General features: G+C 65.1%; 14 protein-coding genes and 1 tRNA gene. 8 read left to right on the plus strand and 7 right to left on the minus strand.

What is annotated here, in order from left to right:
* Positions 1 to 330: 330 nt before the first annotated feature.
* Together AUCHE_RS17770 and AUCHE_RS10405 are read left to right on the plus strand one after the other, a co-directional pair.
* Positions 331 to 1443, plus strand: a complete 1113-nt coding sequence (locus AUCHE_RS17770; RefSeq protein ID WP_162137246.1) for a 3'-5' exonuclease — start codon at positions 331 to 333, stop codon at positions 1441 to 1443.
* 498 nt (positions 1444 to 1941) lie between these two features.
* Positions 1942 to 2274 (plus strand): hypothetical protein, encoded by a 333-nt coding sequence (locus tag AUCHE_RS10405; RefSeq protein ID WP_006503264.1) that lies wholly within the window; start codon positions 1942 to 1944, stop codon positions 2272 to 2274.
* Between the two features lie 172 nt (positions 2275 to 2446).
* On the opposite strand, the gene AUCHE_RS10410 is transcribed toward AUCHE_RS10405, so the two are convergent.
* Together AUCHE_RS10410 and AUCHE_RS10415 are read right to left on the minus strand one after the other, a co-directional pair.
* A tRNA-Ser gene (locus AUCHE_RS10410) sits at positions 2447 to 2533 on the minus strand.
* Positions 2534 to 2798: 265 nt separating this feature from the next.
* Positions 2799 to 3230, minus strand: coding sequence for a nucleoside deaminase (locus tag AUCHE_RS10415; RefSeq protein WP_006503265.1), 432 nt, complete (start codon positions 3228 to 3230; stop codon positions 2799 to 2801).
* 91 nt (positions 3231 to 3321) lie between these two features.
* Between AUCHE_RS10415 and upp the strand changes: the two genes are divergently transcribed.
* Entirely contained in the window at positions 3322 to 3960 is a 639-nt protein-coding gene (upp, locus tag AUCHE_RS10420) for a uracil phosphoribosyltransferase (protein WP_006503266.1), read from the plus strand.
* A gap of 17 nt (positions 3961 to 3977) precedes the next feature.
* On the opposite strand, the gene AUCHE_RS10425 is transcribed toward upp, so the two are convergent.
* Entirely contained in the window at positions 3978 to 5075 is a 1098-nt protein-coding gene (locus tag AUCHE_RS10425; protein WP_006503267.1) for a hypothetical protein, read from the minus strand.
* 34 nt (positions 5076 to 5109) lie between these two features.
* Positions 5110 to 5484 carry a PadR family transcriptional regulator gene (locus AUCHE_RS10430; RefSeq protein WP_006503268.1) on the minus strand — a complete coding sequence of 125 codons (375 nt, stop codon included), beginning with the start codon at positions 5482 to 5484 and terminating at the stop codon, positions 5110 to 5112.
* 168 nt (positions 5485 to 5652) lie between these two features.
* Here AUCHE_RS10430 and AUCHE_RS17105 point away from each other — a divergent pair, with 168 nt between their 5' ends.
* Both AUCHE_RS17105 and AUCHE_RS15730 read left to right on the plus strand, forming a co-directional pair.
* Positions 5653 to 5823, plus strand: coding sequence for a hypothetical protein (locus tag AUCHE_RS17105; protein WP_169315973.1), 171 nt, complete (start codon positions 5653 to 5655; stop codon positions 5821 to 5823).
* 53 nt (positions 5824 to 5876) lie between these two features.
* On the plus strand, positions 5877 to 6701 hold the full coding sequence (locus AUCHE_RS15730; RefSeq protein WP_006503269.1) for a PH domain-containing protein: 825 nt from the start codon (positions 5877 to 5879) through the stop codon (positions 6699 to 6701).
* A gap of 58 nt (positions 6702 to 6759) precedes the next feature.
* Here AUCHE_RS15730 and AUCHE_RS10440 read toward each other — a convergent pair whose 3' ends face one another.
* Positions 6760 to 7266 carry a VOC family protein gene (locus AUCHE_RS10440; RefSeq protein WP_040322162.1) on the minus strand — a complete coding sequence of 169 codons (507 nt, stop codon included), beginning with the start codon at positions 7264 to 7266 and terminating at the stop codon, positions 6760 to 6762.
* 159 nt (positions 7267 to 7425) lie between these two features.
* Here AUCHE_RS10440 and AUCHE_RS10445 point away from each other — a divergent pair, with 159 nt between their 5' ends.
* Entirely contained in the window at positions 7426 to 7920 is a 495-nt protein-coding gene (locus tag AUCHE_RS10445; RefSeq protein WP_006503271.1) for a hypothetical protein, read from the plus strand.
* Between the two features lie 359 nt (positions 7921 to 8279).
* A complete protein-coding gene (locus tag AUCHE_RS10450) occupies positions 8280 to 9812 on the plus strand; it encodes an amino acid permease (RefSeq protein WP_006503272.1) in 1533 nt (510 codons plus the stop codon).
* A gap of 793 nt (positions 9813 to 10605) precedes the next feature.
* Here AUCHE_RS10450 and AUCHE_RS10455 read toward each other — a convergent pair.
* Entirely contained in the window at positions 10606 to 12276 is a 1671-nt protein-coding gene (locus AUCHE_RS10455) for a hypothetical protein (protein WP_040322166.1), read from the minus strand.
* A 1810-nt stretch (positions 12277 to 14086) separates the two neighbouring features.
* On the opposite strand from AUCHE_RS10455, the gene AUCHE_RS16645 reads away from it, so the two are divergent.
* Positions 14087 to 14254, plus strand: a complete 168-nt coding sequence (locus AUCHE_RS16645) for a hypothetical protein (protein WP_006503274.1) — start codon at positions 14087 to 14089, stop codon at positions 14252 to 14254.
* Here the strand turns inward: AUCHE_RS16645 and AUCHE_RS16970 are convergent.
* Positions 14244 to 15338, minus strand: a complete 1095-nt coding sequence (locus tag AUCHE_RS16970) for a substrate-binding domain-containing protein (RefSeq protein WP_074788551.1) — start codon at positions 15336 to 15338, stop codon at positions 14244 to 14246. The two genes, AUCHE_RS16645 and AUCHE_RS16970, sit on opposite strands and share 11 nt — an antisense overlap.
* Positions 15339 to 15492 lie beyond the last annotated feature (154 nt).

Genomic DNA, 15492 nt, shown 5'->3' on the forward strand with positions numbered 1-15492 from the left:
GCCGCGTTGACCGGTTCGTCGTCTTCGTCGTCTTCGTCGTCCTCTTCGGATCCGCGGGGTGGTGCGCATCGTGGCGGTCGAGGACGCGGTCCGCAGGCGGGCGGACCTGAGGCGGGCGGGGGGCGTGGCGGGGATCGCGGGTCGTCCGCGCCGGAGGACGGAGCTGCGCCGGGGGACGGAGCTGACCCGAGGGATGGGGCCGCCGCTGGCCCGCCCCGCCGTCCAGCCCCTGCGCCGCTGTCACCACGGTCGCCGCTGTTCGCCTTCGGTTCGCTGTCCGGGGGTGGCGAGGGATACGTGCATCTCGGGGATTTCGCGTGCATCCAGGTGATGACCACGGGTTTCTCCGCTGCCCGGGAGCGGGTGATCGAGGTGGCCGTGGCGCATTGTGACCGGTCCGGCCGGGTGCAGGAGGTGTGGTCCTCCTTGGTCGATCCGCAACGCGCCGAGGTGTCCGGCGCGGCTGTGCACGGCCTGTGGCCGGGCGTCCTGCAGGGTGCGCCGTCGTTCGCGCAGATCGCTCCGGAGGTGCTCTCCCGGTTGGAGGGTCGGGTGGCGGTGGCGCTGGGCGCGGAGCTGGTGGAGGCTTTCCTGGCTGCGGAGTTGTTGCGGGCGGGTGTGTTGACCGCGCCGGTTCCGGCGGTGGACGTGGGCCGGTGGGCTGCGGTGTCGGGGGCGGCGAGCGGGCGGTGGGCTGCGGTGGCGCGGTTGGCCGGTCGGGGGCGGTCCGTGCCCTCGTCGGCGGTGGAAGATGTGCGCCTGTTGGCTGCGGTGTTGCCCCGGTTGTGGGCTTCGTTCGGCACTGATCTGGTGTTTCCGGTGGGGCCGACGCCGGTCTCCTCGGGGAGGCACCGTCGGGCGGTGCCGGGGGTCGTCCGGCCGGCGGCTCAGGTCGGGGCGGTCCCGACGGGGTGGCTGGCCGAGTTGATGGTGGCCTTGCCGATGAGTGCCGCGGAGACCCATGATGCCCGGCTGGCGGCCTATGTCGACGGGTTGACGGCGATCCTGCCGACGGGTCGCATCGTCGCCGAAGAGGTGCGCGAGTTGACGGGTTCGGCGGTGCGGGCGGGGTTCACGTCGTCGCAGTTGCATGCGGTGGCGGTGCGTCTGTTGGAGTCGATGCGTTCCACGGCTTTTGCCCGTGGGGAGCTGTCGCAGGATCAGGTGCGCCATCTGCGGGCGGCTGCGGTCTCCTTGGGGGTGCCGCAGTATTTCGACGATCTGGTGCAGGCTCCGGCGCCGCCTGCTCCGGAGCCGGGGTCGGGTTCGTTCAGCCGTCCGGTGCGCAAGCCGTTGCCGCCGCCTCCGCCGCAGTGGCTGCCCAGGTGTGGGCATTGTCTGCAGGTCGGTCATTACACGTCGTCGTGTCCTCGGCTGCGTCGTCGTGGCCGGGGTGGTGGCACGCCTGGGGTGGGCCCGGTGGAGCCGATCCGCCCGATCTGAGCCGTCACTCGGTGCACGCCCTGGAGGCTTCCACGCTCGCCCAGTTTCTGTCTGCTCTTCTCTGTCACCCTCTCTCCCCTCCCCCCTCCCCTCTCCCCTCCCCCCGATGTGCTGGCGTCTTCGAGCCGACTGGCAGCACCTTTCCTCGACTCCAGATCGTGTTCTTCCAGGCGGCCAGCGGAGGAAAGGTGCTGGCAGTCGGGGCCGGGGCGCGACGGCCGGGTGGCTGGCGAAGGTGGGGTGGCCGGCCTGGGTGGGGCTGCGGGGGGTGCGCTCGGTTGTCGCTGTGGGGGTGTCGAGGGGTCGTTGCGCATCGGTCGTCCGCTCCGGGTGGTGCCGCCAGCTGCGGGGATGGAGGGAGTGGAGCCGGTCGGGTCAGATCTGGACGGTTGGTGCCGATTCGGGTGTGCAGCACGACGGGTGAACTCCTCGTCGATCTTTTCTCAGCCTTTTCTCGGGAGACGTCGGTCTGGCCGGGACGACGACAAGGACTTTTCCATGGATGTGAATTCGCAGAGCCCGATCGTGCTCGCTGCGGTGTACGAGGAATACCGTCGCTACGAAAGGTATCTGGCGTTGGCTTTCGGGTTGGGCCTGGTCACGGTGGTGTCCTTGTTGTGCCAGAACCCGGCGTGGCCTGGTTCGATGGCGATCTTGGCCGTCGTGGCGGCTGCTTTCCGTAAGTACCATCTCGTGGTGCACCGGTTGGTCGGGGATCCCGGTCCGGCGACGGATCAGGCGGTGCAGTTGTGGGGTACGGCGGCTCAGGCTTGTGTGTGGGGGGCGATCCCGATCGTCTGTGCGCTGGGCGTTCTGCAGTTCTACGCCTGAGGTCGGTCTGATGCTGCGACGCGGCGGCGGCAGAGTGGGCCGCTTGTAGACGCAGTGGGCGGTCGTCGCTGCCAGGACGTCGCGTGGTCGTCCGTCGTCATCGTGAGAAATCGAGAAGCCCGGCCCCTGCTGAGGGACCGGGCTTCTCGATGATGTCCGAGGACATCCTGGGCGGTGGCGGTGGGATTTGAACCCACGGTGGAGTTGCCCCCACACACGCTTTCGAGGCGTGCTCCTTTGGCCGCTCGGACACGCCACCGTCGACCAGACTACTAGAGCGGGAACGCGTCAGGAAATCCGGTCCGGCTTTTCCGCTCCACGTTCCGCTCCACACATCCGCGCTGCCTCGTTGCCGCATCCGCTCTTCGCATCCACCCCACATCCACTCCCCACATCCACTCCACGCCCGCTCCGCGTCCAGGCCGCACCTCCACACCCGCTCCGCGTCCAGGCCGCACTTCCACACCCAGCTGCCCGGCGGACGCCCACCCGATCCGGGTGCCGGCTCTGCGTCGGCGGCTCGTTCAGCGTCGTCGGCCGAAGAAGTCGAGGAGCAGTTGTCCGCATTCGTCGGCGCGGACCCCGCCGACGACGTGGACGCGGTGCAGGGCGTGCCGGTCGCGGACGAGGTCCCACAGGGAGCCGCAGGCACCGGCTTTGGGGTCCCAGGCGCCGAGGACGAGGGTGTCGATGCGTGCGAGGGAGATCGCTCCGGCGCACATGGGGCAGGGTTCGAGGGTGACGACGAGGGTGCATCCGTCGAGTCGCCAGCTCTGGCGGTGTCGTGCGGCTTCGCGGAGGGCGACGATCTCGGCGTGCCCGGTGGGGTCGTGGTCGATCTCTCGGGTGTTGGCGCCGGTTCCGATGATCTGTCCTGCCGGGTCGACGACGACTGCGCCGATGGGCACATCTCCGGCTTGACCTGCTCTTTCGGCGAGGTCGAGGGCGGTCTGCATCCAGTTGTCGTAGCGGCGGTCGTAGCCGGTTGCATGCGGTGGCCGCGCGGACGGGGACGGATCTGCTGAGGTCACACGTTAAGTTTGCTGTATGCGCGTGCATGTGGCCGACCACCCTTTGATCAATCACAAGCTGACCTATCTGCGTGACAAGCAGACGGATTCGCCGACTTTCCGCCGGTTGGCGGAGGAGTTGGTGACCCTTCTGGCCTATGAGGCGACGCGCGATGTGCGGGTCGAACCGAAGCCGATCGAGACTCCGTTGTGTTCGGCGACGGGGATCAAGTTGGCGAACCCGAAGCCGGTGATCATTCCGATCCTGCGGGCGGGGCTGGGCATGCTCGAAGGGATGGTGCGTCTGCTGCCGAGTGCGGAGGTGGGTTTCCTCGGCATGGTGCGTGACGAGGAGACCTTGGAGGTCAGCACGTATGCGAACCGGTTGCCGAAGTCGTTGACCGGCCGTCAGTGTTATGTGGTCGATCCGATGTTGGCGACGGGTCATTCGTTGGCGATGGCGATCGAGTATTTGGTGCAGTTGGGGGCTGAGGACATCACGGCGGTGTGTCTGTTGGCGGCGCCGGAGGGTATCGAGCATGTCCGTTCGGTTTTCGAGGGCCGCCCGTTGTCGGTGAATCTGGTGGTCGGTGGGGTCGATGACGGTCTCAACGAGCAGGGGTACATCGTTCCGGGTCTGGGTGATGCCGGTGACCGGTTGTACGGCGTGGTCTGATTTCTGTTCTGGTTCTTTCAGTGGGCGTCGCTCGGGGTTCTTCCGGGCGGCGTCCGTTTTTGTTGGCGGGTGCCGAGGTAGGCGGCGAGGGATGACAGGAAGAGCAGGGCGGCGAGTGTTGCGGCGATCTTGAGGTGCAGGGGGAGGTCGGGGCGGTCGGTCAGGTGTTGGACGATGACGGGTGTGCTGAAGGCGGCGAGGTAGAGGCTGTGTCTGGTCAGGCGGAGTCCGGCTTGGCGGGTCTGGTCTGAGGGCAGGGTGGCTGCGTAGGCGCGGGGTGGTCCGAATTCTTCGACGAGGGTGCGTCCGCTGGCGGCGGTGTGGGCGCGGGTTTCTTCGAGGTGGGCGCGGATTTTCTTTTCGGGGAGGTGGTTCTGTCTGCGGAGGCTTTGGGCGAAGGTGTCGAGCCAGTTCTGGTCCTTGCGCCACTCCTGGTCTTGGGGTGTCGGCTGGTCGGGGTGGGGCGGGGTCGGGGTGGGGTTCGGTGTCTGCCAGGTGAGGGCGACGGCGAGGGTGAGGAGTCCGTAGAGGGCGGTGGCGGCGGCGTGGTGGGTCCAGTTCGCTGTCCAGAGGGTGGGCCATTGGAGGGTGGTGCGGACGGCGAGTGCTCCTGCGATGAACAGGATGATGGCGGTGGTGGCGGCGCCGAGCGCGGCGGGTGCGCTGTGTCGGCGGAGCGTCCGGTGGTAGAGGGTGGTTGTGGCGATGAAGGCGATGGCGACGGCGGGTGGTCCCAGGAGTGTTGTCGCGGTGATGTCGGTCGGGGTGTCGTCGCGGTTGATGATGTGGCGGAGCAGGGGTGCCAGTGCGGTTCCGGTTGCGCCGCCGAGTCCGCTGAGGATGCGGAAGCGCAGGGTGAGTTCTGGGGGTGTGGTCCAGACGTCGTGGCCTTCCTGCTGCCAGTCGTGGATGCGGTTCTGTGCCCATTCTTCGGCGGGTCCGTGGGTGTCTTCGGCGGTCTGGCCGGTGTGTCGGCAGGTGTGTCCGGCGTGGAGGAGTGCTTTTCGGATGTGGGTGGGGGCGACGTGGTGGTTCTCGAGGGTTTTCTTGGCGTGGTTCATCCAGGGCCGGTCGTGGGGGTGGAAGTGTCGGTGCAGTTCGTCGGTGTCGTTCATGTCCTGTCCTTCCTGGGGTGTCCCGGCCTGGGGGTTACCGATGGTGGGGGTGGGTGTCGGGTGGTTGGTGGGGTTGGGTGAGGTGGAGGATGTCGGCGGCGAAGTGTCGCCAGGTGTGGGTGTCGCGGGTGAGGCGGGTGCGGCCGAGTTCGGTGATGGTGTAGTTCTTGCGGCCGGGGCCGGTTCGGGGTTCGATCCAGTCGGCGGTGATGTGTCCGGCGTCTTCGAGTCGGGCGAGGACGGGGTAGATGGAGCCGCCGCGTAGGGTGCCGAATCCGGCTTCTTCGAGTCGGGTGGTGATGGCGTATCCGTGTCGGGGTTCGTCGGCGACGAGTCCGAGGATGACGAGTTCGAGGGTTGCTCGCACCCAGGTCGGGGGGTAGGTGTTCCGGGTGGTGTCGTCGTTCACCCAACTAAGTATGTTTCGTATCTACATAGTGGTCAACGCTATGGGCGGCGTGGCGGTGTCGGCGGCGGTAGTTGCTCGGCCCGTTGCTGGTGTCGTGCCCGGAAAGTGCTGATATCAGCCTTTAGGCTGCCCGTGGAGTCCGAAAGTGTCGTTCTTTGGAGATCACGCATGCCTTCGCAGGTCAAGCGGTTCTTGATGTGGGCCTTCTGGGCGTTCGTCATCTATGCGATCGTCACTTCGCCGGATAGGACGTCCGATATCGTGCGGTCGGTGGCGGCGATCATCACGAATGCTTTTCAGAACATCGGGATTTTCTTCGACCGCATTTTGAACCGGTGAGTGTGGTTCTTCGGCGCAGGTGACGGAGGCGGAGACGGAGGCGGTGAGCAGATATGCCACTGTTCGGCGGGGTTGACGGCACGCCTCGCACGGTGGCGCGATATCTGGTCGACGACGAGCTCTGTGTGGTGGCGACCCGGCGTCACTGGGTGGTGTTGGTGGAGCCGTGGTTGAGCGCGGTGGCGGCTTTTCTGGTGGTGGCGTGGCTGGCTTTCGAGGTGGTGGATCCGCGTCCGGGCCGTCTGGTGGATGTGTTGTGGTGGGTGTGGTTCGCGGTGGTCGGTCGGGCGTTGTGGTTGTCCTGGGATCGTCATCGCACGTGGTTCGTGGCGACTGATCGTCGGTTGTTGTTGATCTACGGGGTGGTGGTCCGGCGGGTGGCGATGATGCCTTTGGCGAAGGTCACCGATATGAGTTATCACCGTACGCCGGTGGGTTGGTTGTTGGGTTTCGGTGATTTCGTCCTGGAGAGCGCCGGGCAGGATCAGGCTTTGCATCGGATCCGTTTCGTCCCGCGGCCTGATTCGACGTATCGGGCGATCGTCGACGAGATCTTCCACCGGGACGACCCGGGTGTCGACGAAGTCGATGAGACGGACGGCGGGGTCCGCCTGGTGGAGGATGCCGACGGCCGGTGGGTGGAGGTGGAGGACGATCCGACGGGCCGGTTGGCGATGTCGGCGTCGACGAGCCGGTGGCAGGACATGGCGGTGGCGCAGACCTATCCGGCGAGGGGTGTGCGGGCGCGGGTGTCGCGTCGGAAGCATGCGGTGGCGGCGTGGTTGGGCCTGGAGTCCCCCGAGGTGCCGGTGCGTCGGGTGCCCTCGGGGGGTTCGTCGACGGACGGTCGTGGCGGGCGTTCGCCGCACGAGCGGTGACCTCGGCGGGTGCTGCCGCGGGCGGGTGCTGTGCGCTGACCGGGCTCTGCCGGGCGGGTCAGGACTGGCCGGGTACTCCGGCGCCGGGCGGCGGGAGGTTGGGGTTCTCGCCGGGGGGATTGGCGGTTTCCTCGGTGCTTTTCTCCCGGGCGATCTCTTCGGCGCGGGCGGCGTCGCGGCGGGCGCGTTCTGCGGGGTTGAGGATTTCGCGGGGGCTGAGCAGCTGGTAGAAGCCGAGGGCGTTGCCCCAGTTGTCGGAGAAGTTCGCGAAGCCGACGACGTCCTGGATGATGACGGTTTCGCCGACGGGGACGTCGACGTCGGTGAGTCTTTTGACGGCGGTGTCGATGTCGGGCACTTCGAGGCGCACCCGGGCATTGTTGGCGCCGGGGCGGTCGTGCCCGGTGGAGATCTGCAGCCAGGCTCCTGGTGAGATCTGCCATTCGAGGAAGTCGTCGAGCGGCGCCGTGTCGGGGCCGTGCCCGAAGACGTGGGTGTAGAAGTCGAGGACTTCGTTGAAGTCGCCCGCGTTGAGGGCGATTGTCAGGCCTCGGACGTCATCCATATGTCCAGAGTAGGTCACGGGGCGTCCACCGGCCGGGATCGTCGGCTATGCGATGGGCGCTGTGCCTCAAGTCGGTTCGCTGGGCACCGAATGGAGTGCCATGCACTGTGCCACCGCCGGGTGGCCGGGATGTCGTGGGTCCACCGATCGGGGAGCGAGATGACTGTGTGGGGGCTGGCGTTGACGGTGGCTGTGGCGTTGTCGATGGTGGCGGGTGTGCTCGTCCTGGCGGTTTATATGGGGGCGGCGCGGCGCACGATGGCGGCGGCGACGGGTGTGCGGGTGGATCTGTCGATGCCTCCGGCGTGGGCGTTGGATGTGGCTGCGGCGCAGTTCTCGGTGTCGGACTGGGTTCCGGTGGAGGGTGACGGTGAGGTGAACCGTCAGCATGTGGGTGTGGATCATCCGGCGGTTTCGGTGGCTGCGGTGCCGGGGTTGCGGGGTGGCAGTGAGGTGCACATCTGGTTGTCGGGGTGGTCTTTGCGGTGGGGTCTGGTGCGTCATGTGGCGGTGGCGCGTGGACAGATGGCTTTGTTGGCTGAGGTGTTGCGGGCGGCGGATGGGGCTTTTGATGCGCCGGTGCCGAATGACGAGTCGGCGCAGGTGGTTCAGGTGTTGTCGCAGCGGGCGTCGGGGCGGGGTTCGGCGGCTTGAGGGTGGTTGTCGGGGCGGGCGCGGTTTTCTTCCGTGTTGGACGCTCAGTTTGTTTGTGGCCGGAGTGGCTGACAGGTGGATGAAAAAAGCTGTTTTTGTTGGACGAATGGCTCTCAAGTCAGCCCATTGGGCGCACATCTCGACCGCTCACCCCGCCCGCATCCCCGAAACGGACATATCGCACGCCTTGCGGCCAATGTGCTCCGGTAGCCTCCCGCGTCAACCGACCTGAACGACATCGTTGCCGCGCGACGCCATCGACGGGACGGAACGCGACATCTCCCGTCGCGGAACCATCCATGGCGAGCGCCCACCGGCGACCGTCATGTTTCATGTCCACCCAGCCAAGGAGTCCCGACATGCGCGTCATGCGGACGAAGTCGATCGAGCAGTCGATCGCAGAGACGGATGAACCGGAGTTCCAGCTCAGGAAGCAGCTCACCGCGGTTGATCTCACCGTTTTCGGTATCGGCGTCATCATCGGCGCCGGTATTTTCACTCTTACCGGCCGGGCCGCTCATGTGTATGCGGGCCCGTCCATCGTCATCAGTTTCGCGGTGGCGGCTTTCGCGTGTGGGTTGGCCGCGCTCTGTTATGCCGAGTTCGCTTCGACGGTGCCGGTGTCGGGTTCTGCGTACACCTTTTCTTATGCGACTCTCGGCGAGTTGGTCGCGTGGATCATCGGCTGGGATCTCCTGTTGGAGATGATGTTGGGCGCGAGTGTGGTGGCTCAGGGGTGGTCGCAGTACTTCGTGGTGTTGTTGTCGCGGCTGGGTGTCACGTGGCCGGCGTCCTTGGCGCCGGGGTCGTGGTTCGATCTGCCGGCTTTCCTGCTGGTGGCTGTGCTGACGGCGTTGATCGCTTATGGCATCAAGGAGTCGATGCGGGTCAATCTGGTGTTGGTGGCCTTGAAGTTGTTCATCGTGCTCTTCGTGATCGTGGCGGGGCTCTTCTATGTCAATGGGTCGAACTATTCGCCGTTCATCCCGGAGGCGAAGGCGTCGGCCGAGGTCGGCGGTTCGTGGTTGACGGCGCCTTTGGTGCAGACGCTCTTCGGTTTCACGCCGACGACTTTCGGGTGGGGCGGCATCTTCGCGGGTGCGTCGATCGTCTTCTTCGCGTACATCGGTTTCGATGTGGTGGCGACGACGGCGGAGGAGGCGAAGAATCCGCAGCGTGATCTGCCGATCGGGATCATCGCTTCGTTGGTGATCTGCACGGTGTTGTACGTCGCGGTGTCCTTGGTGATCACCGGCATGGTGCCTTATGAGCAGATCAATCCGAAGGCGGCGTTGGCGACGGCTTTCGAGGCGGTGGGTCGGCCGGCGTATGCGACGTTGATCGCGGCGGGTGCGGTGGCCGGTCTGTGCACGGTGGTGATGACGTTGATGATCGGTGCGACGCGGGTGACGTTTGCGATGTGTCGTGACTGGTTGCTTCCGGCGTCGTGGGGGGTGACGAGCCGTCGGACGGGTACGCCGGTGCGGTTGACGGTGGCGATCGGTGTGTTCGTGGCTCTGGTGGCGGGTTTCACGCCGATCGGCACGTTGGAGGAGATGGTCAATATCGGGACGTTGACCGCTTTCATCCTGGTGTCTTTGGCGGTGCCGGCGTTGCGGCGGAAGCGTCCTGATCTGAAGCGTTCTTTCAAGGTTCCGGGGAGCCCGGTGTTGCCGGTGTTGTCGGCGATGGCGTGTTTCTGGTTGACGTTGAATCTGTCGGTGGAGACGTGGATTCGTTTCGTGGTGTGGATGGCTTTGGGTCTGGCGGTCTATTTCGCTTACGGCTATTGGCATTCTCGGTTGGAGAAGAATGCGCCGTCGGCGGAGGAGCAGGATGCGGCCCGGCATGAGCATCATGGTGGGAACCCCGCGGTGGGTGGCGACTTCTGATCCACCCCAACGATTCTCGCTATTCGGACATGCGGATGGGTTGACATCTTCTCTGTCATTTCTCACCCACATGGGTCGGACGTCCGCTAGCCTGGCAGTGTCGCCTTCGCCAGGGGCGACATCTTGGCGGTGACGCGCCAGGGATGACCGTCGGAGCCTCCACCTCTTCTGAGGTGGAGGCTCCGATGATGTTCGGGCGGGTTGTCTCTTCTCGGCGTAAATTCCTTGGCTTCTCTCCGCGCTCTCGTCGGTGAGGAATGGCAGAGTGTTATCCGTTCGTGTTTGTCGTATCTCACCATCGGTGGCACGACCCGGCGACCCACCTCGCTTGTCGTGTCCGAGGCTCCCTGGGACCTCCAGCCCCGGGCCGTCGGCTCCCGGCGTCGCGAGGATCGGCGGCACCGTCCTCGATCCGGTGGTTTTCCGGCAGGCATGACGGCGGCCCGCTGCGGGTCTTCACTCCCTGGCCCGCGGCGGGCCGTTTCCCTGCCCTGGAGCCCGTTGCCTCGGGACGTTCCTCGGTCTCTCCTTGCCCTGGGCGGGCTGTTCCGGGGCGCGGCAAATCCCCCACTCGAATGGACGAATGGGGGATCTGCCGCACCTGAGGCTCCCTGGGACCTCTCAAGACCAGGCGGCCGCCGTCTCCCGGCGTCGCGAGGATCGGCGGCACCGTCCTCGTCTTAGGTGCAGGTTCACACAGTGGCGACCCGCCTCAAGTCCGTTCCGTCAGACGAAAGTCTTGGGGCGGGCCGCCGCTGTCACATCCTGCGACCTTCCGTTCGGTCTAGGAGGGTCAGAGCTTCATCGCCTTGTAGGCGTCCAGGGCCAGGTATTGGCCGGTGCCATTGCGCGGCACGATGGAGATCGTGATGGGAGCTCCGGTGTCGGGCAGGGACAGGCGACGCAGCATCTGCTTGTACGGCTGGTCGAGCGTGCCATTGGTGGTGAAGTCGGCCCAGTTGGTTCCGTTGACCTTGAGGGTTCCGGCTCCGCCGTTGGCGAAGACGGTGCCGTAGAGCTCGAAGTACTTCGTGCCGGCGGGCAGCGTCAGGGTGGCGACTCCGTTGTAGCCGATCATGACGGAGTCGTTGTAGTAGGGCAGGTTGAGGTTGCGCATGTCTTTCCACGTGCCGACGTAGGTGGCGGTGGAACTGTTCAGGTCGGTCCAGCCCTCGGTGATCGGACCGGTCGCGGCAGCGAAGGTGACATCGCTGGCGGCCCTGGTGGTGACGACGCCGTTGGTGTCCTTCGCGGTGACGTAGATCCGGTAGTGGTCGCCGGGCATGGCGATGAATGGCGACGAGGTCGCGGTGGTGTCCTTCAGCCAGGCGATCTCGGGGCCCATGGTGCCGTCGGCGTTGATCTTCTGGTAGCTGGTGGTGTAGCTGACGGCATTGGGTGCCGACCAGGTGAACAGCGTGGTCGGGAACTGGGCGCCTTGCACGATCTGGTTGGTGACGGTGACCGTGCTGCCGGTGGGGTTCTTGAAGTCGAGGGTCCAGGTGGTCTGGGCGCCGTCGGCGAAGGTGAACCCGCTGGCGGGCATGGCCTTGATGACGATGCTGGTCTTGCCGCCGTTGGACTGCGGCTTGCCCAGGGTGGCCGGGTCGGCGGCTACGCCGTCGACGTACCAGACGACGCCTTCCTGCACGGGCAGGGTGTACGTCGTGGTGGTGTTGACCGGGGCCATCGGGGTGAGCGGGGTGCTCGTGGTCGGTTTGAAGGTCCACGGGGTCGGCGCGCTGCCATCCGGGTTGGGTGCGATGACGTAGACGCCGGGGGAGGCCGAGCGGGCCTTGACGGTGACGATGCCGGAGTAGGGCAGGGCCTTGCCGAGGTCGGTGGCGGCGATGTCCTTGGTGACGCCGTTGGCGTCGGTCACCGAGTAGATCACGGTGGGGTCGTTCGGGAAGGTCAGCGTGTAGCTGCTGCCCCCGGCGACCGGGGTCTGCACGGGTGCGACCGGGGTGACCACCATGGCATTGGTGAAGTTGTAGTCCCAGGCGCTGGTGACCGGGTTGCCCTTGGCGTCATTCGCCAGCACGGCGGTGGTGTCATTCGCGGCGGTCCGCACCCACACGTGGGTGAAGGTGGCCGGGTCGACATTGGCGCCGATCGCCTTCTGCAGGTCGGTCAGGCTGACCGTCTTGCCGTACCAGGTGAAGTCGACGAAGCGCCAGTCAGCGGTCTGTGGTTGAGTCGTGCCGGAAGTGATGGCGAATTCGTAGCCCTTGAGGCCTGACTGCATGGCTGGGAAGGTGACCGCGTCATTGACCAGCCCGGTGGCGTCGATCCACTTGGGGCCTTCGGGGGTGACGGCGGCCCGGTTGTCGAAGACCTGGGTCCAGGTGGACTTGGTGACCTTTGTCGTGTCGATCTCGTAATTGTTGGCCGTGTCAGCCACCGCGGTGAAGGTGTAGGTCTCCGGAGGCATTGTGGTGAAGACCGGGACCTGGGTGCCCAACCTAGAATCCGTCGAAGAATAGGTTACTGAGGGGCCAGCGGTGCCGTCTTTGCGGGTGCTGGTCACAGTCCACCCGAGGCCGTCCACCTTGGGCAGGATGTAATAATCCGCATTCCCAGGCCCGTCAACCAAAGTCGGCGCTGGAATCGCGACGATCTTTGTCGTATTAGTGAAAGTCTGATCAGCTACTTTTGCCGTATTAGGAGCAGTATCTGCCGCATCCCACTTATACTTCGCGAAGTCGGCAAGTTGCGCTCGCACTTTCACGGTAGTCGCATCCCCCGGCCGGGTGACAGTCGTTGAGTCCGCACCAGCTTGAGGAACAATTGCCTTCCAGCCTGCAGCAGTATTCGCCGTCATAGCTGTCGTCATCGCCTCAGCGGTAGCCGCCGCAGGATCAGTCCACACAGCAGCTGGATCCGCATTGTAATACCAGGTCACTCCTGGAATGTTCTTGACAGTAAAGGTGTCATTCGCTTTGCCGTCAACGTCGCTCTTAGTCGGCGCAACATAAGTTACCTGCTGCTTGGCATCAAGCTTGAAGTCGAAGTTCTTTGCAACTCCTGTATACCCCGGGGCGGGGGAAGCCGTCACAATAATCCTTGTACTGTCAGATACCTGCAACTTCACAGTCGCATCAGGACCTGCCCCAGCAGGGAACTTAATGGTCTTATTGTCTGACTCAAGGACATCTGCAGCATTGGTGATCTTTGCATTCACTGCCGCGCCGGTGCCATCTTGAACGCTCGTCCCATCGGTGACAGTCCAAACAAGGCCGGTCCCCTTAGTGACTGTGATCGTGCCGCCAGATGTTGCTGGCGAAGCTGCAAGAGTTGCGAATGGGGCTGGGATTGACTGCACCGAGCAAGTTGCGTCCGTAATATTTGCTGCCGTCACGACACCTTCAGCAACCTTTGTGCTGGAGGAATCATAGATCGCGAAAGTAGGCAGCAGCGTCCTTGAGCCCACAGGACCGGTGGTGTCATATACCTGGTCAGGCAATGTTACCTTGATTTTCGTGCCAGATGCGTCTAGGGATGTCTGCGCATTTGTCGCCGTGGCGCCTGAAAGCCCAGTTGTCCCCGGTGTAGCGGTAATACCGGCGGCATCAGTGTCAACAACAATGTCGCCAGCAGGCAGCCCAGTTGTCTGGATAGTGTATTTTCCGGTGTTCTTGGGGAGCTGGATGTAGTCCTGTCCAGCCCCACCGCAGACGTTGGTGAGGGTGACGTCAGCTGCTGCCGCCTGCGCCGCGAAGGGCATGGCCGAGAAGCCTGCGAAGGCGAGGGCCATGGTTGCTGAAGCGGTGAGAAGGCGCTTGCCAGTCGTGTGAGACAAGGTGCTCTCTTTTCTTACGTGCCCCGCGCAGGGTCGTGCGCAGGACGGCCAGGGATGACGGCAACAACTATTGCGACATTTGCCAAGATTTGGAAGTCGAGACCCAAGAAAAATAAGTATTTCTCGCATAATGAAATGGGCATTCGTCCATGACGAACGTGTGAATCACTATTCATCATGGTCACAGGACCATCACGTGCAGGTGAACACACTTGCGGATGTCAAGCATCGACACCACAATTCATTTCCCGGCCCCTAGTCCCCCACCGGATGAGCTTTATTTCGGACGTCCGTCCTATCCACCACGCACGCCAGCGAAATCAGCCCAAAAACCCAGCTCAGCGGGCCCGGAGAACACGACAAAAGGCATATCGGAGAACTGAGCAAGAAGAGCAACGACTTTCGGCTACACCACCCCGAAAAGCCGCCGATAAGCTCGGTGAACGCACTCACACCACCGGAAAGGACAGCCATGCGAGACAACCGCGAGAGCCGCATCACCGATGCCCTGGCCCGCGACGAACTCCACTACGCCCTCGCGCTGTCCGGCTCCCTCCAATGGGGCACCACGAGCACCCTGATCCTGCCGCCCCTCCCCGCAGGCACCACCCGGGAAGAAGAACCGCAGATCAACCGGTGAGCTTGTTCAACACCTCGTCCTTCGCGTAGATGTCCTTCGCCATCGCCCGAGTCACACTCGTCACCGGCATGATCAGACGCGTCCCGACATCACGCTTCCCCGTCGACAAGCTCTGCTTGTCCAGACTCGGACGCTCCTTCTTCGTCAGATCCGACACGAAGGTCGACAACTCCTCACCGACCCGCTCCTGGTCCTCCCAGGTCGTCGCCGCCACACGGCCCGCCATCAACGCCTGCACGCCCTCCGCCGACGACCCGGCCCCCACCACCACCGGCACCGTCCGCTTCAGATCAGCAGCCGCCTTCACCGCCGCGAGCGCCGCCCGGTCGTGCTGAGCCACCAGGCCCTCCGGGGCGCCGTCGCCGTACTTGTCGCGGAGCACCTGCTCGACCGCCTTGCCGATCTCGCCGCCCTCGACCGAAGCCTGATCGAAGTCGGTGCGCCCCCCGGGGAACTCGATCAGTTTCTGTTCCTGTTTGGGTTTGAGCTCCGCCATCGTCGCGTCGAACTGCAGACGCGCCGTCACATCGTCCTTACGGCCCGCGAAGACCTCCACCCGGGAAGGCTCGCCAGGGCGACGCCCGGCCACCGCCGTCGCCACCGCCTCCCCCTGCGCCTTGCCCCGCGCCGACGGATTCGACCCCACGTAGTAGTCGACCGATTCGCTGTTGCGTGGCAGCGCGCCCGTCGCGATGACCACCACGCCGGCCTTCTTCGCCTGCTCCAGCTTTCCCGCGACCCGTCCGGCGTCCAAGGCGTCCACCACCAACACCTGAGGTTTCTCCTCCAGGAGGAGCCCCACGAAATGGTCCTGGTCCTCAGGTCGATCCGCCATCCGGGAGATGACCTTGAACCCGGCCTTCGTCAACGCGGCCTTGGCCGACGCCTCCACCCTGCTCCCCAGGGGGAGAGCCAAGGCCACCGACGAACCCTCCGCGATCGGGGCATACGGCTGCGGGGACGCCGACGTCGCCGACTCGTCGCCCTTGCCGCCACCGCTCGAACACGCTGCCGAGGTCGCGACCAGAGCCGCGGCCACAGCAACGGCGAAGAATCTCGAACCACCCGAATACACAGCACCCACAGCTCGGCTCCCGCCACGATGGAATGAACACGGACACCAGGTGCGTGGCCGCTGCGGCTCCGACACCGCCCCCCGCAACGCGCCGCCCCTTGCACAGCACCCTAACCGGGCATACCGGGACGAAGTAGGACTGAAACGCCCGAATCGGCGGCCT

The sequence above is a fragment of the Austwickia chelonae NBRC 105200 genome, assembly GCF_000298175.1.
Lineage (GTDB): Bacteria > Actinomycetota > Actinomycetes > Actinomycetales > Dermatophilaceae > Austwickia > Austwickia chelonae.